We start from the raw sequence: 24,138 nt of genomic DNA on the forward strand, positions 1-24,138 counted from the left end.
CGCAAAAATATGCTAAGGAAGATTGGAATCTTTTTTCTTTTGAAAGGTGTAAGAATGGCCACATTATTATTTGCCATTTGTTTAATTTCCTTTCTATTAATCAAAAATTCTCCGATTGATCCAATACAAGCTTATATCGGTGCTGATATGTTGAAGGTTGGACCTGAGCAGCGAGAGAAGATAGCTGAATATTGGGGAGTCAATCAACCAGTTACAGTACAATTTTTGAATTGGGGATCTGCTTTGCTTAAAGGTGATTTAGGAACGTCAATGATTTTTCGCCGCCCTGTAGCTGATATTATCGGTGAACGTTTCCTACATTCGCTTACACTCATGATGACGGCTTGGACATTATCCGGAATAATTGGCTTTGCCATGGGTGTGATATCGGCAATGAAGAAAGATACTTGGCTCGATCGTTTGATAAAATGGTATTGTTATACGCTAGCTTCCACACCTACTTTTTGGATGGGCCTTCTTGTTCTGATCGTCTTTGCTGTATGGCTAAGATGGTTTCCAATCGGGATGGGGGTTCCAGCTGGGGTTCTTATGGAGGATGTTACGATGTTAGATCGAATCAAGCATCTCATTCTTCCTGCCATCACACTTAGTATGGTTGGCGTTGCTAATGTGGCATTGCATACCCGTCAGAAACTGATCGATGTGTTAGCCAGTGATTATGTTTTATTCGCAAGGGCAAGAGGAGAACGAGGATTTCTCTTGTTTTGGAGACATGGATTACGTAATGTTGCTTTGCCAGCGATCACTTTACAATTTGCAGCTTTTAGTGAATTGTTCGGTGGGGCCGTACTTGCAGAGCAAGTTTTTTCCTATCCAGGTCTTGGTCAGGCGACGGTAGAAGCCGGTATAAGGGGAGATGTCCCGCTTTTACTAGGATTGGTTATTTTTAGTACATTATTTGTTTTTATCGGAAATTTACTAGCTGATTTAATTTATCTCGTATTAGATCCTAGGATGAGAGAGGGGCGATCGATATGAATGTTACCCTCCAAGATAAAAATAAGCGGTTTTTCCAAAATCGAAGAAAGCGGACATTGTTTACGATTCTCATCGCAAGTATTTTTTTAGTGAGTGTTGTATTAGGTGGCGTTTTACTTGATGAAGGCAGAATCGCAACGAATCTTAATGACCGAAATTCACCTCCATCCCTAGACCATCTCTTTGGTACCGATTGGTTAGGTAGAGATATGTTTACACGAACAGTAATGGGGCTTTCTTTAAGTATGGGTGTTGGATTGATTGGAGCAATTGGGAGTGCGGCAATTGCCCTCATCCTCGGCATGGCAGCATCGATGGGAAAAGTGGCAGATCGCATGATTTCGTGGCTTATTGACCTTTTTCTAAGCGTCCCGCATCTTGTCACTTTAATATTGATTGCCTTCACGTTAGGAGGAGGCTTTAAAGGGATTGTGATCGGGCTTACGCTCACCCATTGGCCAAGTCTAGCCCGTGTTATTAGGGCGGAGGTGATGCAAATACGTTCAGCAGAATTTGTGCAAGTGTCAAAACAAATGGGCAAGTCTCGTTGGTGGATTGCATTACATCATATTTTCCCACATATCATTCCGCAAATTTTAATTGGGTTTATGTTACTGTTCCCCCATGTTATTTTACATGAAGCAGCGGTTACATTTTTAGGTTTGGGGCTGTCGCCTCATGAGCCAGCTATCGGAATCATCCTTTCAGAATCGATGAAGTATTTATCTTCAGGTATGTGGTGGCTTGCCTTTTTCCCAGGGCTTTGCTTGCTCATTATCGTGCGGACATTTGATCAGATTGGAGAAAATCTTCGCATGCTCATAGACCCTACTAAAGCACACGAGTAAGTAGGTACAATAAGTTAGTTTATTTTTTTAGAGGAGTATACAAATGCCTATCCTTGAAGTGGAAAATTTATCAGTATCATTTAAACAATATACAAGTGGTTTAAAACAGAAAGATCATAAAGTAATATCAAGCCTGAATATCACACTTGAAGAAGGTAAGATTCTTGCTGTTGTAGGCGCGAGCGGGTCGGGAAAAAGTTTGCTTGCACATGCGATTCTAGGGATACTTCCGAACAATGCAACTGTAAGCGGAAAAATTAATTATGCGGGTAAGGAACTTACTTCTGATCGAAAAATGGAATTAAGAGGGAAAGAGATTGCGCTCGTTCCGCAATCAGTCAATTATTTAGATCCGCTTATGCGCGTCGGCAAACAAGTTCGTACGTCTGTTCAAACAGGAAATGCAATTGCGTTGCAAAGAAAGGCTTTTGCACGTTATCACCTCAAACCAGATGTGGAGAATATGTATCCATTTCAACTATCAGGTGGTATGGCAAGGAGAACCCTATTATCGACCGCTATTGTAAGTGGAGCAAAAGTAATCATTGCAGATGAGCCAACTCCTGGACTTGATCCTAGAGTCATGAAAGAAGCATTAAATAACTTTAGGGAATTAGCAGACGACGGTTGTGCAGTAATGCTGATTACTCATGATATCGAGTCTGCCCTGACCATTGCGGATGAAATTGCTGTTTTTTATGCAGGAACGACTGTGGAAATTGCACCGGTGCAGAACTTTTCGGGAAAAGGCGAAGCTTTAAGACACCCGTATAGTAAGGCTTTGTGGAGAGCATTACCTCAAAATGAATTTATCCCAATACCAGGTTCGCAACCTCAATCCAGTGAGTTACCAACAGGTTGTCTCTTCGCACCACGCTGTAAATGGGCCACAGCTGAATGTCTGAAAAAACAACCGGATATGAGAGAACTTAGGGAGGGAATGGTGAGGTGTATTCATGCAACTTGAAGCAAAAAACATCGGATTTCGTTATGGGAATGGCCCATGGTTGTTTCGCGAGGTGAATGTAATTGTGGAGCCAGGCGAAATCCTTGGTATAACGGGACCGAGTGGACGAGGGAAGACGAGTTTCTGTCGGATACTAGCAGGTTTCGAGAAACCATTAGAAGGTAGGGTGACTTTTAATGGGGCTCCAATAGCAAAGAACGGATACCACCCCGTTCAATTAGTTTTTCAGCATCCAGAAAAAGCAATCAATCCTCGCTGGAAAATGCATAAGAGTCTTAATGAAGGGTGGAAACCTGATCAAGAGCTGTTAACGTCATTAGGAATCGAGGAGGAATGGCTGACACGCTGGCCAAACGAACTATCTGGTGGAGAGTTGCAACGATTTTGTGTAGCTCGAGCATTGGGACCAGAAACTAGATTTCTCATTGCTGATGAGATGACTACCATGCTTGATGCAATCACACAAGCACAAATCTGGCATGCTGTTCTCGACATCGCAAAAAAAAGGGAGATGGGAATCATCGTTGTTAGCCACGAAGCTAAGCTTATCGAAAGACTTTGTCATCGAGTGATTGAGTTTTAAAATGTGAATGTATAAGAAAAGCGCAATGCCCTTGCTCTTATCGGTTCGCGAAGAAACGCACGGCTATTCGCCACATCCTGTGGGCGAATACACTAGCACATCGTGGAAGTTAGAAAGAATAACACCTTTTCAGTAATCAGATCAAAAAACTTATACGTGTATCTATTTACAAAGGTCAACTATTCATCTCTAGTTGACCTTATTTTATACCACCCAAATTGTAAGCGGTGTCGGACTTTTATGTACAGGCATGTTCCTTGTATAGCAGCAAGTCTATTCAATGTTTAACTACAGGGCTAGGATTAAGACAACTGCTGGAATCGCCTTGGCAATTGGTGAGGAGTGTACGAGGTTGGTATTTTATTTACCCCGTTTTATAATCCATTAGTATGAAAGCAAGCTTACATATCAATAAGAAATTATTATTTAAAAGTATACAATCCATTAAACGATGGGCAATATTGGATAATACCGGAAAAACTTAGATACTATTTCTAAAAACGTAGACCTTCATGAACTTAGAAATGAAGTTAAATATTTTTTAAATAAAATCCTCGAATTTAATCATTTAAGTTCTGTGCATCCTAGTTGCATAAAATTAAAAATATAGATTAATATAAAAAGATAACAATACGAATTCTGGTGAGGGGGAATAGAATGCTTAATATAAACCCAAACGATTATATTTTGAAATCAGCATTTGCAACCATTCATTGCGAACCGAATTGGCAATGGAAAAAACGAGATACACCAATGCCCAATTATGATCTATTTTATGTTTGGAACGGAGTTGGGACAGTAGTACTAAACGGAAAGCCATACAATGTGGAAAAAGGGCATTGTTTTCTTTTTAAACCAGGTGATGTAACAACAGCTACACATACTCCTCAAGACCCCCTTGTATTAACATATATTCATTTTGACCTACCCGAGCACCCTAAATTAGTCCCTTCAGCTCATCGGATCGTGGAAAATACGATTAACTTTGAATCGTTACTAACTCAATATGTACGTTTGTTTTTAGTGAAAGCATTTGGTGCTGAAATGGAGGCAAAACTAATATTAAAGCAGTTAATGATCCACTTATTAAGAAAGGAACACGAAAAGGAAGAGCAAATGGGCGATACAAGCAATAGCTTGTTAGAAACGATTCGTGAAATAGCTAATTATATTCAGCAGCATCCCGGGGACCCGCATACGATCGGAAGTTTAGCTGCAAGAGCAAACCTATCGCAGCGGTATTTTTCCGAGAAGTTTAAACAAATCATTGGCCAGACAGTAAAGTCCTATATCGTTTATTCACGTATTAAGCGAGCGGAGCATTTATTGCATTTTACTGGATTGACGGTGACAGAAGCAGCCTATGCGCTTGGTTATAATGACCTTCACTTTTTCAGTAGACAGTTTAAAAAATACACAGGTAAAAATCCTTCCGAAATTCGTTAATAGTTTTGTATTTGTAATTTTAAATAAAAATGTGAGGAATAGATATGAGAGAAAATCAAAATTAATACTTTTTATGAAGAAAACGAGTTAATGACGTTTTGTTAAAATACGTAAGTTAAAGTGTCTTAAACTCAAAATTATCCAGCCCCTGAATTATGGAAAAACATAATTTAGGGGCTATTTGCCATCTGATTTTGGCGAATTTTAAGGGCTCAGCATTTTTACGATATACGTAAAAGTCCAAATCATACATCAATTGATCTAAATAAATTTCATATTCTTCATGTTAGTATTTAAAACAAGATAAGGAAACAAGGATCACAGGCATTATTAATCCAGCAACTTTAATGGCAATTCATTTTATTTTATCGAAATTCTTAAGAAACTATTTACCATGAATGTGGGGAATAAAGGAGGACGCTGAATGCATCAGATATGGACTGCAAAAAAACAAGGCATGTACGATCCTCAGTTTGAACATGATGCTTGTGGTATTGCAATGATGGCAAATATAAAAAATGTAAAATCACATAAAATCGTGACTCAAGCATTAACCGCTCTTGAGAGACTCGATCATCGAGGCGGCCGTGGTGCAGATATTAATTTAGGTGACGGAGCTGGGATTTTGACACAGATTCCTCATGAATTATTTGAAGAAGAGTGGAAAAATGCGGGGGGAATTCACCCGGAAGCAGGGAAGTATGGCGTTGGAATGTTTTTTCTTCCTCAACATTCGAGTGTAAGGGAGCGTTGTGAGGATATCATCGAATCAGTCATTGCTACTGAAGATTTACAGCTTTTCAATTGGAGAACAGTTCCGACGGATGATGCGATGTTGAATGAGCAGGCAAAAGAAACGCAGCCAGTTATTCGTCAAGTCTTTGTTTTGTCACCATATGAGAAACAAGGAGATATAAAATTTGAAAGGAAGCTTTACCAAGTGCGGAGAAAGATTGAAAAAGCCCTCGAGAAAGCGAAGTTCGGTGAGCTAGAACAATATTATCTCGTTAGTTTTTCGGCAAGAACAATTATTTATAAAGGTCTATTACTCCCAGAACAACTTAAAAAGTTTTACTGTGATTTAAACAATCTAGCATTTGAATCAGCGATGGCTATGGTGCATAACCGGTTTAGTACAAATACATTTCCAAGTTGGAGTCGGGCACAGCCAAATCGTTTTTCCATGCACAACGGTGAGATCAATACGATTAATGGCAATGTTAATTGGATGTTGGCGAGAGAAACAGCTTTTGATACAGATCTGATGCCCAATGTTGAAGAACTTCGACCGGTGATTAACCTTGATGGTAGTGATTCAGCAATGTTCGATAATGTATTGGAGTTTTTAGTGCTATCAGGATGGTCCCTTCCACATGCAATGATGATGATGATTCCAGAACCTTGGCAGAACAATGATTTATCGGAAGAATACAAAAGAGCGTTCTATCAATATCATAGCGCCCTAATGGAACCATGGGATGGTCCGGCTGCAATGGCCTTTACAGATGGCATTCATATCGGTGCAAGCCTTGATAGAAATGGACTAAGGCCAGCTCGCTACATGGTTACGGAAGATGATTTCGTTTGTTTGTCCTCTGAAGTGGGAGTAGTGGATATTCCAGAAGAGAAAATTATTAGTAAAGGTCGGTTAAAACCGGGACAAATGCTATTCATTGATCTTCAACAAGGTCGCATACTTTATGATGAAGAAATCAAACACAGTATTATGTCTCAAAACCCTTATAAGGATTGGGTAGGGCAAAGTATTACGCCTTTAGAAGAATTTGAGCTGAAAACTGATTTGTTTCATATTGAAAATAAAGAGACCATAGAGCAATTACAAAGAATGCAGATGACTTTTGGTTATACGAATGAAGAATGGGAAAAAGTCCTGAAACCAATGGCAATAAATGGTGAGGAGCCGATTGGATCAATGGGCTATGATGCACCACTTGCCGTTTTATCGAATAACACACAACTATTGTTTAATTATTTCAAACAGAAATTTGCACAAGTTACAAATCCTCCCATTGATGCCATTCGTGAAGAGATGGTAACTTCTGTTGAAGTAATGCTCGGGACCGAGGGGAATTTACTTCAGCCAGAGCCACAGGATTATAAAAAAATCCGACTAAAATCACCGATATTATTGGAACTAGAAATGGAAAGACTACGCCATATGAATACAAATAATTGGAAAACGTCAACGATTCCAATGATATTTCCGGTCATGAAGCAGGAAGGTGGTGGGATAGAAAATACCCTTCAGTCATTACTCGTATTAGTAAATAAAGAGATTGATAGAGGAAGTAATATACTCATCCTTAGTGATCGAAAAGTGGATCAAGATCACGCAGCTATCCCTTCATTGCTTGCTGTGTCTGCAGTTCATCATCATTTAATACGAACTGGTTACCGCAATAAAGTTAGTTTAATTGTTGAATCTGGAGAGCCTAGAGAAGTCCATCATTTTGCTACTCTGCTTGGGTTTGGAGCCAATGCGATTTATCCATACCTTGTCTATTCATCTTTTGCCGCTCTACTTGTTAGAGAGGGAGAAACAATATCAGTAACTGATGCATCGGAAAACTATGTGAAGTCCGTAACAAAAGGAATGTTGAAAATCATGTCTAAGATGGGGATTTCAACGATGCAAAGCTATATAGGTGCTCAAATATTTGAAGCAATTGGCATCAGCAAAGATGTGGTCAATCAGTATTTTCCTCGAACACCTTCACAAATTAGTGGATTGACATTAGACGACATTGCTAAAGAAGCAGAAATGAGGCATGAAAAGGCTTTTTCTGCAAAAGATGTAGGCCTAGAAACTGGATCAGACTTTCAATGGCGGCATGATGGTGAATCACATTTGTATCGGCCCCAAACGATTCATACATTACAGCTTGCCTGTCGGACTGGTAAATATGAGTTATATAAAAAATATAGCACCATGCTTAATGAGGATACGAACAATCTGAATACATTACGTGGATTACTGGATATTTCATCTAAACGAGAACCAATACCTATTGAGGAAGTTGAATCAGTTGAAGCGATTTTCAAACGATTCAAAACAGGTGCGATGTCATACGGATCGATTAGCAAAGAAGCTCATGAAGCTTTAGCAATCGCCATGAACCGGATTGGTGGTCGGAGCAATAGTGGTGAAGGTGGAGAAGATGTTGATCGATATTTCCCATTGGAAAATGGGGATTCAAAGTTTAGTAGAATCAAGCAAGTAGCATCAGGAAGATTTGGCGTATCGAGTCACTACCTTGTTAACAGTGATGAAATTCAAATTAAGATGGCCCAAGGTGCAAAGCCGGGAGAAGGTGGACAGCTGGCAGGACATAAGGTAACACCTGAAGTTGCAAAAACGAGGGGGGCCACTGCAGGTATAGAACTTATTTCTCCACCACCACATCACGATATATATTCGATCGAGGATTTGGCACAGCTTATTTATGATTTGAAAAATGCAAATCATCAGGCACGCATTAATGTCAAACTCGTTTCAGAGTCAGGTGTGGGGACGATTGCTGCAGGTGTAGTAAAAGCAAAAGCGGATGTTATCTTAATTAGTGGTTATGACGGCGGAACTGGAGCTGCATCACGATCCAGTATTAAACATGCAGGAATGCCTTGGGAGTTAGGACTGGCAGAAGCACATCAAACATTAATATTAAATGGTTTGCGAAACCAAGTAACACTGGAAACAGACGGAAAAATGATGAGTGGTCGAGATGTTGTGATTGCAGCGCTACTTGGAGCGGAGGAATTTGGATTTTCCACATTGCCGCTTGTAACACTTGGTTGCGTCATGATGAGAGTTTGCCATTTGGACACCTGCCCAGTAGGAATTGCGACGCAAAATCCTGAACTTCGAAAAAAAATGATGGGTAAACCCGAACATATCGTCCATTTAATGCATTTTATTGCACAAGAAGTACGCGAATACATGGCGGAACTAGGCTTTAGAAGTGTGGATGAAATGGTTGGTCAAACAGATCTATTGAAAAGATCGAAAAATGGTAATTGGAAAACGAAAAGGCTGGATTTATCACCACTTTTATATAAACCGCAAGAAAGACTGTTAGAAAAACAAGAGCAGGATCACGAATTAGATAAAACATTAGATAGTCGAGAACTATTGCCGATGTACTGTAGTGCTTGGAAAAGTAACGAACACATAAACGCTGTTTATCCAATCCAGAATACGGATCGTTCTGTCGGAACACAACTAGGGAGTGAGATTTCAAGACATTTCGGTGCTGAGGGGCTGGAAGAAGACAGGATAAAGCTTCGTTTCAAAGGTTCCGCAGGTCAAAGCTTTGGTGCATTTATTCCAAATGGAATGACAATGACGCTTGAAGGAGAAGCAAATGATTATGTTGGAAAAGGACTTTCAGGAGGGAAAATCATTATCCATCCATCCGTAAAATCAACCTTTTTAGCTGAGCAGAACATAATTATCGGAAATGCTTCTTTTTACGGAGCTACTGCCGGTGGCGCATTTATTCGAGGCGTGGCAGGTGAAAGATTTTGTGTGAGAAATAGTGGAGCAAATGTCGTCGTTGAAGGGATCGGTGATCATGGGTGTGAGTATATGACTGGAGGCAGAGTTGTCATTTTGGGGGAAGTTGGTAAAAACTTTGCCGCGGGGATGTCTGGCGGAATTGCTTATGCCCTCAATACGAGCGGAAGATTTCATCAGCAATGCAACCATGAGATGGTTTTGATCGAAATCTTGCAAGACCAAGAAGAAATGACATTCGTGAAAATGCTCATTACTCGTCATTTGCGATATACAAAGAGCCAAGTAGCTGCGAAAATTCTGAATAATTGGGACTATTATGTTTCCCATTTTGTTCGAGTGATTCCGAAAGAATATAAACGTGTGCTAGGAATAACGAATCAATTGAATGATCTTCAATACAGTTAATTTACATGATCGGGGTGTAGATAGATGGGGAAAATAACAGGGTTTCTTGAACATCAACGGAGTCCTTTACTCTACCGAGACCCAATGGAAAGAATGAAAGATTGGAAGGAAGTCGCACAACTACCAACAGAGAAAATATTGCAACAACAAGCTTCCCGCTGTATGGAATGTGCGGTGCCATTTTGCCAAAACGGCAGTGAATTGGCGGGAATGACGACTGGGTGCCCGGTCTATAACCTCATACCAGAATGGAATGATCTTGTTTATAAAGGAGATTGGAAAGCGGCCTATATGCAACTGAATAAAACGAATCCATTTCCAGAATTTACAGGACGTGCTTGTCCAGCCCCTTGTGAAGGGGGATGTGTCGCTTCACTTGCCACGGACTCTGTAACTATCAAAAATATTGAACGGGCTATTATTGATAGAGCGTTTGATGAAGGTTGGGTCCAACCTCAACTTCCTGCTTATCGTACAGGAAAGAGAGTGGCGGTGATCGGCTCTGGGCCTGCTGGGTTAGCATGTGCATCTGAATTAAATCAATTTGGACATTACGTTACTGTTTATGAACGTTCAGACCGTATCGGTGGGTTACTGACATACGGGATTCCAAAGATGAAAATCGAACAGAATGTCGTCGACCGACGAGTAAAACTACTGGAGGAGGAAGGAATTCGTTTTATCACCAATACGGAAGTAGGTAAACAATTTTCAACAGAGGAATTGCGATCTGAATATGATGCGGTGATCCTTTGTATCGGATCTACTCGGCCAAGGGACCTAACAATCCCAGGTAGAGGTTTGCGAGGAATCCATTATGCAATGAATTATCTCCATTTAAATACAAAAAGTTTATTAGATTCCAACCTAGAAGATGGGAATTTTATCTCAGCAATCGGAAAAGATGTCATCGTCATAGGTGGTGGAGATACTGCAACTGACTGCATTTCTACCGCTATACGTCAAAAATGCAAAAGCCTCGTGCAATTCGATATTTACTCCGAACGTCCAAAAGTCCGAAGCGCTAATAATCCATGGCCACAATCTCCAATTATTCATAAGGTTGATACCGGCCAGGAAGAGGCGATTAAGATATTTGGAACCGATCCGCGAGCCTATTCTACCTCAGCGCTTCAGTTTATCGGGGATAAAAAAGGAGCTGTGATAGGCGTTCAAAGTACTACCGTGAATGGCTACACAAATGAACAAGGAGAAAAAATAAGAGAAAAAATTTCAGGCTCAGAAAGTATTTGGTCTGCTCAGCTTGTTCTTATTGCCATAGGATTTCAAGGTCCGGAAACAGATCTATTAGACAAAATGGATGTACGAGTAAATAAACGAGCCAATGTTGCGACTGCAATGGGTTCGTATCACACAAATGCAGAGGGTGTATTTACAGCAGGAGATGCTCGTCGTGGACAGAGCTTGATTGTCTGGGCCATTCAAGAAGGGAAAGAAGCAGCGATGGAATGTAATGAGTACATCATGAGCAATATGGTTTAATGTTTGGAGGAATAGACATGTCAATGGATTATATTCAACAGCTATTTGCGGATCGAATAGGTGGATCGCAATTTGGCTTAAAAGAGGAAATTTATAAATTCGAAAAAATTAAAAGAGCTAAAAAAGCAGCAATGCACGCCAACCCTACTATGGAATTGATAGACCTTGGCGTCGGGGAGCCTGATTCGATGGCTGATGCATTGGTTGTAAGAAAATTGGTCAATGAAGCTAGTAAACCGAAAAATCGCTTTTACGCGGATAATGGGATATTTGACTTTAAACATGCTGCCGCTATTTATATGCGGGAGGTATTTGGTGTAGATGACCTTGATCCAGAAACAGAGATCAATCATGTGATTGGTTCTAAATCTGCCTTATCGATGATTCCAACAGCTTTTATTAACCCTGGTGATATTACGATAATGCCTACTCCAAACTACCCGATTTTAGCGACTCATACGGAGTATTTAGGAGGAGAGGTTGTTCATCTGCCATTATTGGAAGAAAATTCGTTTCTACCAAAACTAGATTGTTTGAGTGAAAGTGTTTTAAAACAGGCAAAGTTGATTTATTTGAATTACCCCAACAATCCTACAGGTGCTGTAGCTAGTCGTGAATTCTTTGAAGAAGTCATCCAATTTGCGAAAGAAAATGAAGTGATCGTAATTCATGATGCTGCTTATGCTGCACTTGTTTTCGATGAGGAAAGACCTCTTAGTTTTTTATCTGTTCCAGGAGCAAAGGAGGTTGGATTAGAGCTACATTCATTATCAAAGTCTTTTAATATGACAGGCTGGCGCATCGGCTTTATTGCAGGAAATTCCAAGCTTGTTCATGCCCTTGCAACTGTAAAAGATAATTATGACTCAGGGCAATTTATCCCAATTCAGAAAGCAGCAGCGTATGCCCTCTCACATCCGGAAATGACAGAACAGACTGCATCGAAATATGCACGGCGTCACGAACTGTTATCGAACATATTGCGTAAATGTGGGTTTCATGTGGAAAAAGCAAAAGGATCCTTCTTCATATATACAAAGATTCCAAAAGCGATAGCAAACGGACAAAACTTTCGGTCAGCCGAAGAATTCAGCCAATACTTAATCAAAGAGCATTTGATCTCATCTGTTCCATGGGATGATGCAGGTTCATATGTACGCTTTTCGGTTACATTTCAAGCCGAAGGAAAAGTGGAGGAGAATCGGGTTCTGGATGAGATCAAGGCAAGGCTAAGCACTTCCAAATTCAACTTTTAAGGAGGGAAAAAGTAATGTTGTTTACTAAAATGCATGGATTGGGAAATAATTATGTCATTTTCAACCAATTGGACGATCCAGCTAATATTTTGGAAGAACAGTATTATCCCGAACTTTCAAGAAAAGTTTCCGATGTTAACTTCGGAATTGGATCTGATGGCATTATCCTTATTACTTCATCGAAAATTGCCGATTATAAAATGAGAATTTTTAACGAAGATGGTTCTGAGGCGAAGAATTGCGGAAACGGATTGCGCTGTGTAGCGAAGTTTCTCTTTGATCAAATGTATGCAACGACGTCACGCTTTTCGATTGAAACGTTGGGTGGCGTAGTAAATGCCAAAGTGGAAATCGATAAAAATCAAATGGTGGAGTATGTCACGGTGGACATGGGTGAACCCAAACTATTAAAAGGAATGATCCCGATGGAAGGCGATCCAATTATTACGGCCATAAACGAGTCTCATTCTTTCGGAGAAGAAAAGTTTGATCTAACTTGCGTATCAATGGGCAATCCTCATGCAATTATATTTGTCGATAATGTGAATGAGGTTCCATTAGAAAAAATAGGTCCTGTCATTGAACAGTCCAGACTATTTCCAGATCGTGTTAACGTAGGGATCGTCCATATTAAAAATCGTCGGGAAATGGATTATCGAGTATGGGAAAGAGGCTCAGGCATCACACTTGCATGCGGGACAGGTGCTTGTGCAGCAGTTGTAGCTTCCACATTGAACGAATGGCTAGATAACCATCAACCGATAACCGTTCATTTACCAGGTGGAGATTTGACTGTTAGATGGGATGAATCTGGTCATGTGTGGAAACGAGGAGAAGCAACCTATATATGCCACGGAGAATTAGATAAATACAATTTTACAAGCAATGAGAGTAGACATTCAAGGAGGATGATTATATGAATAGAGAAACAGTCTTAGACATGGTAAAGGAACAAAATGTACGATATATTCGTCTCCAATTTACTGATTTATTCGGAACGATTAAAAATGTTGAAATACCTGTAAGTCAGTTGACGAAAGCGCTAGATAATAAAATGATGTTTGATGGCTCGTCCATTGAAGGTTTTGTACGAATTGAAGAATCAGATATGTATTTATACCCTGACTTAAATACCTTCGTTATCTTTCCTTGGACATCGGAAAAAGGAAAGGTTGCTCGATTTATTTGTGATATTTATCATCCAGACGGCACTCCATTTGAGGGGGATTCTCGCAATAATCTAAAAAGGGTTTTGAATCAAATGGAAGAATTAGGGTTTACGAATTTCAATGTTGGCTCTGAACCTGAATTTTTCTTATTTAAACTGGATGATAAAGGTGAACCTACCCTCGAATTAAATGATCATGGAGGTTATTTTGATTTAGCGCCAACTGATCTAGGGGAAAACTGCAGACGCGATATCGTATTGGAACTGGAAGAGATGGGTTTTGAAATCGAGGCTTCCCATCATGAAGTAGCACCTGGGCAGCATGAAATTGATTTTAAATATCAAAGTGCATTAAAAGCTTGTGATGACATTCAAACCTTTAAACTCGTTGTGAAAACGATCGCTCGTAAACATGGTTTGCACGCTACTTTTATGCCTAAACCGTTGTTTGGTGTAAATGGATCAGGCATGCATTGTAATTTGAGCTTGTTTACTGAAGGAGAAAATACTTTTTATGACCCTAACGGATCGTTAGAAATGAGTGACACGGCAAGAAACTTTTTAGCAGGTATATTAAAACATGCACAAAGTTTTACAGCAGTAACAAATCCAACTGTTAATTCTTATAAAAGGTTGGTGCCTGGATATGAAGCACCATGCTATGTGGCTTGGTCAGCTAGAAATAGAAGCCCGCTTATCCGTATCCCCGCTTCACGTGGCTTAAGTACTCGTGTAGAAGTTCGAAGTGTCGATCCCGCTGCAAATCCATATTTAGCGATGGCTGTCCTACTAGCCGCGGGATTAGATGGGATTAAAAACAATTTACTGGCTCCTGAACCAATTGATCAAAATATCTATGCGATGTCAAAAGAACAGCGCGAAGAATGCGGAATTATTGATTTACCATCTACTTTGGCTCAAGCCCTTGAACGTTTAAAATCGGATGAAGTAATAATAAATGCGTTAGGTAGCCATTTGTATGAACATTTTGTGGAAGCAAAAGAAATTGAATGGGATATGTTCAGGACACAAGTCCACCCATGGGAGCGGGAGCAATACATGACACAATATTAATGAATGAGTACGATAGGAAAAATCCTCTAAGAAAGAGTGATGACTAATGTGTGGAATAACAGGATGGATTGATTGGCATCAAGATTTGACACAACATGTATTCATCGTGGAAAAAATGACAAATACATTGTCAAGGCGAGGTCCAGATGCTTCAAATGTATGGAGTTCACGCCATGTATCACTTGGTCATACACGTCTTATTGTTGTGGATCCTGCCGGAGGTATGCAGCCAATGGCAAAAGAAAAAAATGATCAAATATACAAAATTGTATATAATGGAGAGCTTTATAATACAGAAGAAATTCGGAAGGAGTTACTGAGAAGAGGATACTCTTTTCAGTCCTACTCCGATACGGAAGTGTTGCTTACAGCATATATCGAATGGGGAGAGAAGTGTGTAGAGCATCTAAATGGAATCTTTGCCTTTGCTGTTTGGGATCAATGTAAAGAACAGCTTTACATCGCAAGAGATCGTCTTGGTGTCAAACCCATATTTTATCGTGAAGGAAACGGATCTCTAATGTTTGGATCAGAGATTAAAGCGATACTGGCACATCCGAAAGTAAAAACGGAGGTAGAACGGGAAGGACTGCAAGAAATATTTGGATTAGGTCCATCCAGAACTCCCGGACATGGTGTGTTTCGGGGCATTATGGAACTTCGCCCTGCACATGCATTAACTTTTAATCGAGCCGGCTTGAAAATGTGGCGTTATTGGAATGTAGAAAGTAGAGACCATCATCATTCACTGGATGAGACAGTGGAAAACGTATCAATACTTGTTAAAGATGCGATTAAACGCCAGTTAGTTGCGGATGTTCCTGTTTGTACATTTTTATCAGGTGGAATAGATTCAAGTGCGATTAGTGCCATTTCTGCTGATATTTTTAGGCAGGAAGAACGCGATGCACTCCAAACATATTCGATTGACTATGAGCAAAATAATCAATATTTTAAAGCCAATTCTTTTCAGCCAGATGAGGACGCACCATGGATACTCAACATGCAACAATATTTGGGATCAAACCATCATGCAGCGATCATAAAAAATGCTCAGCTCGCCAATCTTTTGGAGGAAGCAGTATTGATCAGAGATTTGCCAGGAATGGCAGACGTTGACTCATCACTATTTTGGTTTTGCGAACAAATAAAACAGAAATATACTGTTGCACTATCAGGAGAATGTGCAGATGAGATCTTTGGTGGGTATCCATGGTTCTATAATGAAGAAATTCTGAAAGAGGGGGGATTTCCATGGATGAGGTCACAAGAGGAACGCCAGCAGCTATTACTTCCTCATTGGCAAAAGAAACTCAATTTAAAAGAATATGTGAGAGATCGGTATAACGAAACGATTGCTGAAGTCCCACGATTAGAGGGGGAAACCCCAGTTGAGGCTCGCCGGCGAGAAATGTTTTATATAAATATGATTTGGTTTATGACCACATTGCTGGAAAGAAAAGATCGTATGAGTATGGGGGCGAGCCTAGAAGTACGAGTGCCATTTGCTGATCATCGCATTGTTGAATATGCATGGAACATACCTTGGGAAATGAAAATGTTGAATGGTCGTGAGAAGGGAATATTAAGAAAGGCATTAGAAGGAATACTTCCTCATGATGTTCTCTATCGAAAAAAGAGCCCGTACCCGAAGACGCATCACCCAGAATATATGGAACTAGTAAAAAATAAGTTAAGCAGGATCATCGACGATAAAGCATCACCGATTCTTGAAATAGTTTCAAAGAAAAAAGTTGAAAACATCATCAATTCAGACGGATCCTCTTTTAAAGCTCCTTGGTTCGGTCAACTTATGACTGGCCCACAGCTAATCGCTCACATAGCTCAAATTAATATGTGGCTTGAACATTATAACGTTAATATTGTAGACAATTAACAGTCTACTGACTAGTCCAAGTCACATAAATTAGATAGTTTAATCGAATGGGGAGGATTATGGATGGATGACTTGTATTATTTAAATAGTATCTGGATTATGTTAGGAGCTATTTTGGTTATTTTCATGCAAGGTGGATTTATATTACTAGAGGCGGGGTCTACAAGGATGAAAAATGCCGGTCATATTGCCGGAAAGACCATCTTTTCGTTCGGAATTGCCTCACTTGTATTCTGGGCAGTAGGCTATGGATTTATATTTGGTGATAATGGAAACTTTTTCGTAGGATTGTCTGATTACTTTTATTCAGGTACTGAAGTAGAAAGTAGTTCTTATTCAATAGCAGCTTTCTTCGTATTCCAACTTGCATTTGCGGGAATCTCATTAGCAGTAGCTTTTGGTGGATTTGCAGAACGAGCTAAGCTATCGGTTTATCTTGTATTTTCAGTACTTTTTTCAGCACTTGTATATCCAGTAGTCGCGCACTGGATCTGGGGCGGGGGGTGGTTGGCGGATCATGGAAAACAAGATTTTGCTGGTTCAACAGTCGTACACTTAACAGGTGCAATGGCAGCTTTAGCAGCTACAATTCTATTAAAGCCGAGAATTGGCAAATACAACGCTGATGGTACTGCTAACAATTTAAGTGGGCATAACCAGGTTTACACTGCTTTAGGTGTATTAATATTATATATCGGTTGGTTTGGATTTAATGCAGGCAGTACGTTAGGTGTGGAGGATGGGTTCTTTGCATTTATTGCTTTGAATACTGCTTTAGCAGCTTCAGCGGGGGGGATCAGTGCTTTACTTATCTCTTGGGTTGTTTTAGGGAAATCTGATATCCCGACGATGTTGAATGGTACATTGGCTGGACTCGTTGCAATTACTGCATCATGTGCGTTTGTAGAAACATGGGCGTCCGTGTTCATTGGCTTCATAGCCGGAATCATGGTCTTCTACAGTGTTAGATTGTTTGAAAAACGTAAAATAGATGATCCCATTTTTGCATTATCTGTTCATGGTCTTGCAGGAGTATGGGGGACCTTATCCACAGGATTGTTTGCTACTCCAGAATTGGCAACGGTAGGCCAAGCAGGACTATTTTATGGAGGTGGTCTAACTCAACTTGGAATTCAGGCCATGGGGGTTACCGTATCTGCGACATATGCATTCGGAATATCTATTGTCATATTATTAGTCATGAAAAAAGTATTGAATGGGCTTAGAGTGACAGAAGAAGAAGAGTTAATTGGTTTAGATTTAAGTGAACATGGTAGTTACGGGTATCCGGAAGCATTTTCAAGCAAAGATAATAAAATTGGAGAATGGAACGCAGTTTTACCAATCGAATTAGATGCTTCTCAATCAGTTAAGGAATAAGGAAGTGTACAACATGCTAGGGCTTCATGCATCCTATCAATCTTTAAAAATCTGGCATAATCATATTATTTCTCTTCAGTCTAATTCTGATGAGTTACAGCTTTTTCATGAATACGTTATGAAGAAAGTATATGAGATTGCATTGGAGGAAATGACGAGAGATTACGGAGCACCGCCTTGTAAATATTCCTGGTTTGTCACTGGAAGTGCAGGTAGATGTGAGCAGGCCAGATTAAGTGATCAAGATCATGGGATTATATATGACGAAATAAACGGAGGTACAGATTCGTATTTTCTCACTTTTGGGGAGAAAATTAGCTCAGGTTTATACTATATGGGCTATCCACTTTGCCAAGGGAATGTGATGAGTTCCAATCGACTTTGGTGCAGATCCATAACGGAATGGGAAATCCAAATAGAAAAGTGGATAAAAGAAGATAAATGGGAATCACTAAGATACTTATTAATTTTCTTTGATGCGAGAGTCATAGTTGGAAATGAGAAAACGGTGCTGTATTTAAAAAAACTGATCTATCAAGCTATTCAGGAGCAGTCAACTATTTTAGGGAGGCTACTTGAAAATACGAAGTATACTGTCAAAGCGATAGGTTTGTTTAATCAGTTTTTAACCATTGCATCTGGTCCTTATACTGGCTTCATTAATCTGAAACTAACAGCTATTATTCCATATGTCAACGCGGTTCGTTTATTAGCCATACATGAAAAAATAGAAAAGACATCTACTTTGGGTCGGATTGAAGCTCTTTCTAATTATCCGACTTATAAAAGAATACTTGGTCCCCACTATAGAAATTTCAAAAAACTGCTACAACAAAGATTAAAACATGATAATGGAACCAATTATGAAGATGCTCATTATATCAACGTAAAAAGTCTTAATAAGAAAGAAAAGCTTGAGATCAAACAAATACTAAAGGAAGTGAGAAGACTTCAAAAATTCACGGAGATGATCATACAAAGGGCGATATAAAATGAAAGATAATTCATTGCTTCAATGGATAAAACAATTTCAAGGAAAAATAACTACTATGGTTTATACACCATTACTTGGTAAACCCGATCCAAAGCATCTGGCATTTTTAAGGGATTTGGCAAAAGAGATGGAAATCGAACAGACTTTATATATCCCACTTCATGAATTAAACGTTGTTGTATTTGATTTTGAAACATCTGGATTTTCACCTGAGAGAGGCGATAAGATTCTTTCAATCGGTGCAGTAAAATCAAAAAAAGGTAATTTTAAAGATACAGAAACATTTTATTCGCTTGTTCACTATGAAGGCAATCTTTCTCACGAAATTAAGCTGCTGACAGGACTAGATGAAGCGGACTTAAAAGAGGCACCAACTCTGTCAGCAGTACTTATACGTTTTTATCAGTTTGTTCAAAGTGACACCCTTGTTGCTCACCATGCCAGCCACGAAAAGAAGTTTCTACAGCATGCTCATTGGAAATCGTTCAAAAAACCATACAAACATCGGATTGTTGATACATCGCTTGTATTTAATATTGCAAATCCAGATAGAAATTTAGTTAGTTTAGAAGATTATTGCATAAATGCTAGAGTGAAGATCCGGAATCGACATCATGCCTTAGGTGATGCCATTATGACCGCAGAACTTTGGCAGCTTTATATCAAGAAGCTCAGTAATGAGGGCTGTTACACTTTAAATGATGCATATAAACGTTTAGCAAAGAAGTGTTAATTATACGCTATTAAAATCTAAAAAGCAGAATATCAATGTGAATTGGAGAATAGTGGTGGTTTAGAGGATTTTTATAGATTCTGCAAATGCTACTATTTATATCAATTAAACAATCTTCCGTCCATCGGGGTGAATATATGAAACATTATTTACATTTAGCGAATGGTTCCATATTTGTAGGAAAAATGTTAACTAAATCTATTGAAACATTATTTACCGGAGAAATTGTATTCTTTACGGGTATGACCGGGTATCAGGAAGTTTTGACGGATCCTTCTTATAAAAATCAAATCGTTGTTTTTACCTACCCATTGGTTGGAAATTATGGAATAAATGAATTAGATTTTGAAAGTAAGAAGCCACATGTAGCCGGTGTGGTCGTATATGAAGGCGATATGAAACATTCTCATTATCAAGCAAAATATTCACTACAGGAGTATTTGGATAAATGGAAAATCCCGCTTTTAAGCAATGTGGATACAAGGGCGGTCGTGAAAAAAATTCGTTTGGATGGGACGATGGGGGCAGCAATTACAGCTACAAAAGATTTCACCTTCGATAGCAGCAAAAAGACTGCCGAAAACTATGTAGCGCAGGTCTCGACAAAAGTAGTGGAACGTTATGGTGTTGGTAGAAAACATATAGTTCTAATAGATTTTGGATATAAAAAGTCCATTTTGGAATCATTCTTGAAAAAAAATTGTCATGTAACGATCGTTCCTTTTGATACATCTTATGAACAAATAAAAGAGTTAAAACCGGACGGTGTTTTACTATCAAATGGACCTGGTAACCCGCATCAACTGCATTATTTATTAGGTAATATAAAACAAATTATTACGAACCTTCCGACTATGGGGATTTGTCTCGGTCATCAATTAACAGCCATGGCCTTAGGCGGATATACGAAAAAAATGTTGTTTGGTCATCGAGGTGCGAATCAGCCAGTGGTTGATTTGAAAACAGGAAAAGTGTATATGAGCTCGCAAAATCATAGTTACGAGGTTGATGAGCCTAGCTTAAAAGGAACGTCACTACAAATACGTTTTCGTAATGTAAATGATGGTACTGTTGAAGGACTTATGCATGAAAAACTGCCTATTGTCACGGCGCAGTACCATCCAGAAGCTAATCCGGGCCCTGTAGAAAGCGCGCCTCTTTTTGATGAGTTTTTACAAATGATTAATGAATCAAGTGGGAGAGAAAAAGTGTATGCCTAAAGACAAAACGATACAAACAATATTAGTGATTGGTTCAGGACCAATTGTCATCGGGCAGGCAGCTGAATTTGATTATGCAGGAACACAAGCTTGTCTAGCCTTAAAAGAAGAAGGATATAGGGTCATTCTTGTAAATAATAATCCAGCGACAATTATGACAGATGAATTGAATGCGGATGCGGTTTACTTTGAGCCTCTTACAGTTGATACAGTAGAAAAAATCATTGCAAAAGAAAAACCGGAGGGCTTGTTACCTACAATGGGTGGTCAAACAGGGTTGAATTTGGCTTATCAATTGGATGAGCATGGAATACTTGAAAACTATGGCGTAAAGTTACTCGGTACACCAATTGATTCTATCAAAAAAGGTGAAGACCGTGAATTATTTCGTCAACTAATGTTGGAAATCAATGAACCAGTGCCTGATAGTACGATTGTCCATACAGTGGAGGAGGCAATATACTTTTCTGAAAAAATAGGTTTTCCCATTATCGTTCGTCCTGCCTATACGCTAGGTGGTACTGGAGGAGGAATTGCTGATAACGCAGAAATGTTTACAGAACTTGTTCGTGGCGGGCTACAAGAAAGTCCAATTAATCAATGTCTAATTGAAAGAAGCATCGCCGGCTTTAAAGAGATTGAATATGAAGTGATGCGTGATGGAAATAATACATGTATTACGATTTGTAATATGGAAAATATTGACCCTGTCGGTATCCATACGGGTGATTCAGTCGTTGTTGCTCCTTCCCAAACTTTATCAGATGACGAGTTTCATATGTTACGTTCGGCTTCCATAAAAATTATTTCTGCTCTTAATATTATTGGGGGCTGTAATATTCAATTTGCGTTGGATGCAAAAAGTAAGCAATATTATTTAATTGAAGTCAACCCCCGTGTCAGTCGTTCGTCTGCGCTTGCTTCAAAAGCAACTGGTTATCCGATCGCTAAAATTGCAGCTAAATTAGCAGTGGGATATCATTTATCGGAATTAATTAATCCTGTCACAAAGAGCACATATGCGAGCTTTGAGCCTGCTCTTGATTATGTGGCAGTGAAATTTCCACGTTGGCCGTTTGATAAATTTACTTCCGCAAACCGAAAATTAGGTACGCAAATGAAAGCTACTGGCGAAGTGATGGCTTTGCATCGTAACTTTGAAGGAGGAGTACAAAAAGCTGTTGATTCTCTTGAGTTAAAAACAAATGGCTTACAGCTATTAGCTTTGAAGGATTTGGCTATTTCTAAGTTATGGAGCATGTTAAATGAAAAAACAGATGAACGGATATTTGTCCTTTTCGAACTCCTTCGAAAAGGAGTGACTGTGGAAGAAATTCATGAAGTGACCACTATTGATCATTTTTTCTTACAATCATTTGCTAGGCTCGTTTCGATAGAAAAAGAAATTAGTTTGAAAGCGATGGAATCTGTAAAAAAGGAAGAAATGACAGCTTATAAAGAAAAAGGTTTTTCTGATCGTTATTTAGCTTCTGTCTGGGATGTTTCAGAGCTTGATGTAAGAGCTTATCGTAAGTCAATTAACATTATAGCTGTTTATAAAACGGTTGACACATGTGCAGCCGAATTTAAATCACACTCAAATTATTATTATTCTACCTATTTTGGTGAAAATGAACAGGAAAATACAGAAAAAAAGAAAGTGCTAATAATTGGTAGTGGTCCGATCCGAATTGGTCAAGGGATTGAGTTTGACTATTGCTCTGTGCATGGTGTTTACGCGTTACAACAGGAAAATATTGAAACCATTATGATTAATAATAATCCAGAAACGGTAAGTACCGATTTTGCTACTGCGGATCGCCTCTATTTTGAACCATTGACATTGGAATATGTGTTAAATGTTATTGAAGCAGAAGGAATCGACGATGTAATCGTCCAATTTGGAGGCCAAACTGCAATTAATTTAGCTAAGGAGCTAGAAGAGAATGGTGTGAACTTATTAGGTACCTCTTTCGATGTGTTAGATCGATTAGAAGATCGGCACCGTTTTTATCAATTATTGAAAAAATTGAATATTTCCCACCTTCCTGGAACGATGGCAAATGATGTTTCCGAAATGTGGAAAGGTTCCGAGGAAATAGGATTTCCTATTTTAATCAGACCATCATATGTGATCGGTGGGCAAGGTATGGAAATTATACGTACAAAGGAATGCTTGAAAAATCGAATCAAAACTGGGACAGAAATAGCTTATCCGATTTTAATCGATTCTTATATTCCTGGAAAAGAAGCAGAGATCGACTTAATCGCAGACGGATCTGATATTTATATTCCAATTATCGCCGAACAGGTGGAAAAGGCAGGGGTTCATTCAGGAGATAGTATGGCCATATTTCCAGCTCAATCTTTATCAGTAGTAACAAAAGATAAAATGACCTTATATGCTCGTAAAATCGTTACGGAACTGGGATATAAAGGGTTAATGAACATCCAATTTGTCATAGATCGTGATGAAGTATATGTATTAGAGGTGAATCCAAGAGCTAGTAGGACCATTCCAATCATCAGTAAAATTACAGGTGTTTCATTGGCAAAAGTTGCTACAAGAATATTACTAGAGAAATATTCACTTAGGCAGGTTTTTAACAAAACCGGTTTGATGGAAGACATCCCTTTTTCAGTAGTAAAGTATCCTGTTTTTTCTACTTTTGCTTTGAGTGGTCTTGATTCAAAGGTAGGACCGGAAATGAAATCAACAGGTGAGGGCATTGCAATTGGTAAAACGATGACAGAAGCTTTATCGAAGGTATATCATACTCAAAAGGCTAAACAAGGGAAGGGAGTATATCAAGGTCGAGCAGTTGAAATCAGTGATGATTCGCTTAACGATATGGAGGAAGCAGGCATTAAAATGACAAATGCCCATTTTGACAATTGGTTACATTCCGGTGATGGCGGGGTTATATTGGCTTATGGCTCTAGTGAGGAAGATAAAAACCTACGGCTAATGGCAGCAAAATACCGAATTCTAGCTTTTTCAGAAGAAGAAAGCTTTAAAGCCTATCTTCAATCCTTAAAGATTAGTGAGCTAGACGTTGTTTCCTTGCAAGAATGGCTTATTCGCAACTCGGAAAATTCAAAGCAAGATCTTAGTTGAAATGGCATTG

The 24,138-nt window shown here is 39.1% G+C and carries 16 protein-coding genes; all 16 read left to right on the forward strand.

Features of this window, described 5'->3' with window-relative positions; genetic code table 11:
* Window positions 1-9 precede the first annotated feature (9 nt).
* The 16 genes from MHB53_RS00600 (at window position 10) to MHB53_RS00675 (ending at window position 24,128) form a co-directional block, all read left to right on the forward strand.
* Window positions 10-999 (forward strand): ABC transporter permease, encoded by a 990-nt coding sequence (locus MHB53_RS00600; RefSeq protein ID WP_340924377.1) that lies wholly within the window; start codon window positions 10-12, stop codon window positions 997-999.
* Window positions 996-1,847 carry an ABC transporter permease gene (locus MHB53_RS00605; RefSeq protein ID WP_340914989.1) on the forward strand — a complete coding sequence of 284 codons (852 nt, stop codon included), beginning with the start codon at window positions 996-998 and terminating at the stop codon, window positions 1,845-1,847. Before MHB53_RS00600 ends, MHB53_RS00605 begins: the two co-directional genes overlap by 4 nt.
* Window positions 1,848-1,890: 43 nt before the next feature.
* Window positions 1,891-2,814 (forward strand): ABC transporter ATP-binding protein, encoded by a 924-nt coding sequence (locus tag MHB53_RS00610; protein WP_340914990.1) that lies wholly within the window; start codon window positions 1,891-1,893, stop codon window positions 2,812-2,814.
* Window positions 2,804-3,397 (forward strand): ABC transporter ATP-binding protein, encoded by a 594-nt coding sequence (locus MHB53_RS00615; RefSeq protein WP_340914992.1) that lies wholly within the window; start codon window positions 2,804-2,806, stop codon window positions 3,395-3,397. Before MHB53_RS00610 ends, MHB53_RS00615 begins: the two co-directional genes overlap by 11 nt.
* Before the next feature lie 657 nt (window positions 3,398-4,054).
* The gene (locus MHB53_RS00620) at window positions 4,055-4,843 is read left to right on the forward strand and encodes an AraC family transcriptional regulator (protein ID WP_340914993.1); all 789 of its coding nucleotides are present in this window, start codon (window positions 4,055-4,057) and stop codon (window positions 4,841-4,843) included.
* A gap of 424 nt (window positions 4,844-5,267) precedes the next feature.
* Window positions 5,268-9,785 carry a glutamate synthase large subunit gene (gene gltB, locus MHB53_RS00625; RefSeq protein ID WP_340914995.1) on the forward strand — a complete coding sequence of 1,506 codons (4,518 nt, stop codon included), beginning with the start codon at window positions 5,268-5,270 and terminating at the stop codon, window positions 9,783-9,785.
* Between the two features lie 24 nt (window positions 9,786-9,809).
* Window positions 9,810-11,288 (forward strand): glutamate synthase subunit beta, encoded by a 1,479-nt coding sequence (locus MHB53_RS00630; protein WP_340914996.1) that lies wholly within the window; start codon window positions 9,810-9,812, stop codon window positions 11,286-11,288.
* A 17-nt stretch (window positions 11,289-11,305) separates the two neighbouring features.
* On the forward strand, window positions 11,306-12,544 hold the full coding sequence (locus tag MHB53_RS00635) for an LL-diaminopimelate aminotransferase (protein WP_340914998.1): 1,239 nt from the start codon (window positions 11,306-11,308) through the stop codon (window positions 12,542-12,544).
* A gap of 14 nt (window positions 12,545-12,558) precedes the next feature.
* A complete protein-coding gene (gene dapF / locus MHB53_RS00640) occupies window positions 12,559-13,464 on the forward strand; it encodes a diaminopimelate epimerase (RefSeq protein WP_340915001.1) in 906 nt (301 codons plus the stop codon).
* Window positions 13,461-14,786, forward strand: a complete 1,326-nt coding sequence (glnA, locus tag MHB53_RS00645) for a type I glutamate--ammonia ligase (protein WP_340915003.1) — start codon at window positions 13,461-13,463, stop codon at window positions 14,784-14,786. The genes dapF and glnA overlap by 4 nt, the downstream gene beginning before the upstream one ends.
* Before the next feature lie 46 nt (window positions 14,787-14,832).
* A complete protein-coding gene (gene asnB, locus MHB53_RS00650; RefSeq protein WP_340915005.1) occupies window positions 14,833-16,683 on the forward strand; it encodes an asparagine synthase (glutamine-hydrolyzing) in 1,851 nt (616 codons plus the stop codon).
* A gap of 63 nt (window positions 16,684-16,746) precedes the next feature.
* On the forward strand, window positions 16,747-18,063 hold the full coding sequence (locus MHB53_RS00655; protein ID WP_340915007.1) for an ammonium transporter: 1,317 nt from the start codon (window positions 16,747-16,749) through the stop codon (window positions 18,061-18,063).
* Between the two features lie 13 nt (window positions 18,064-18,076).
* Window positions 18,077-19,054: a DUF294 nucleotidyltransferase-like domain-containing protein gene (locus tag MHB53_RS00660; protein ID WP_340915009.1), complete on the forward strand. Its 978-nt coding sequence runs from the start codon at window positions 18,077-18,079 to the stop codon at window positions 19,052-19,054.
* Between the two features lies 1 nt (window position 19,055).
* Window positions 19,056-19,790, forward strand: coding sequence for an exonuclease domain-containing protein (locus tag MHB53_RS00665; RefSeq protein WP_340915011.1), 735 nt, complete (start codon window positions 19,056-19,058; stop codon window positions 19,788-19,790).
* 137 nt (window positions 19,791-19,927) lie between these two features.
* Window positions 19,928-21,010, forward strand: a complete 1,083-nt coding sequence (locus MHB53_RS00670) for a carbamoyl phosphate synthase small subunit (protein ID WP_340915013.1) — start codon at window positions 19,928-19,930, stop codon at window positions 21,008-21,010.
* Window positions 21,003-24,128, forward strand: coding sequence for a carbamoyl phosphate synthase large subunit (locus MHB53_RS00675; RefSeq protein ID WP_340915014.1), 3,126 nt, complete (start codon window positions 21,003-21,005; stop codon window positions 24,126-24,128). The genes MHB53_RS00670 and MHB53_RS00675 overlap by 8 nt, the downstream gene beginning before the upstream one ends.
* Window positions 24,129-24,138: the final 10 nt, after the last annotated feature.

The organism is Bacillus sp. FSL K6-3431 (genome assembly GCF_038002605.1).
Classification (GTDB): domain Bacteria; phylum Bacillota; class Bacilli; order Bacillales; family Bacillaceae_C; genus Lederbergia.

Excerpts from the sequence above, each read along its gene's own strand:
- MHB53_RS00600 (WP_340924377.1), top strand. The coding sequence starts at position 10 with ATGCTAAGGAAGATTGGAATCTTTTTTCTTTTGAAAGGTGTAAGAATG.
- MHB53_RS00605 (WP_340914989.1), top strand. The coding sequence starts at position 996 with ATGAATGTTACCCTCCAAGATAAAAATAAGCGGTTTTTCCAAAATCGA.
- MHB53_RS00610 (WP_340914990.1), top strand. The coding sequence starts at position 1,891 with ATGCCTATCCTTGAAGTGGAAAATTTATCAGTATCATTTAAACAATAT.
- MHB53_RS00615 (WP_340914992.1), top strand. The coding sequence starts at position 2,804 with ATGCAACTTGAAGCAAAAAACATCGGATTTCGTTATGGGAATGGCCCA.
- MHB53_RS00620 (WP_340914993.1), top strand. The coding sequence starts at position 4,055 with ATGCTTAATATAAACCCAAACGATTATATTTTGAAATCAGCATTTGCA.
- gltB (WP_340914995.1), top strand. The coding sequence starts at position 5,268 with ATGCATCAGATATGGACTGCAAAAAAACAAGGCATGTACGATCCTCAG.
- MHB53_RS00630 (WP_340914996.1), top strand. The coding sequence starts at position 9,810 with ATGGGGAAAATAACAGGGTTTCTTGAACATCAACGGAGTCCTTTACTC.
- MHB53_RS00635 (WP_340914998.1), top strand. The coding sequence starts at position 11,306 with ATGTCAATGGATTATATTCAACAGCTATTTGCGGATCGAATAGGTGGA.
- dapF (WP_340915001.1), top strand. The coding sequence starts at position 12,559 with ATGTTGTTTACTAAAATGCATGGATTGGGAAATAATTATGTCATTTTC.
- glnA (WP_340915003.1), top strand. The coding sequence starts at position 13,461 with ATGAATAGAGAAACAGTCTTAGACATGGTAAAGGAACAAAATGTACGA.
- asnB (WP_340915005.1), top strand. The coding sequence starts at position 14,833 with ATGTGTGGAATAACAGGATGGATTGATTGGCATCAAGATTTGACACAA.
- MHB53_RS00655 (WP_340915007.1), top strand. The coding sequence starts at position 16,747 with ATGGATGACTTGTATTATTTAAATAGTATCTGGATTATGTTAGGAGCT.
- MHB53_RS00660 (WP_340915009.1), top strand. The coding sequence starts at position 18,077 with ATGCTAGGGCTTCATGCATCCTATCAATCTTTAAAAATCTGGCATAAT.
- MHB53_RS00665 (WP_340915011.1), top strand. The coding sequence starts at position 19,056 with ATGAAAGATAATTCATTGCTTCAATGGATAAAACAATTTCAAGGAAAA.
- MHB53_RS00670 (WP_340915013.1), top strand. The coding sequence starts at position 19,928 with ATGAAACATTATTTACATTTAGCGAATGGTTCCATATTTGTAGGAAAA.
- MHB53_RS00675 (WP_340915014.1), top strand. The coding sequence starts at position 21,003 with ATGCCTAAAGACAAAACGATACAAACAATATTAGTGATTGGTTCAGGA.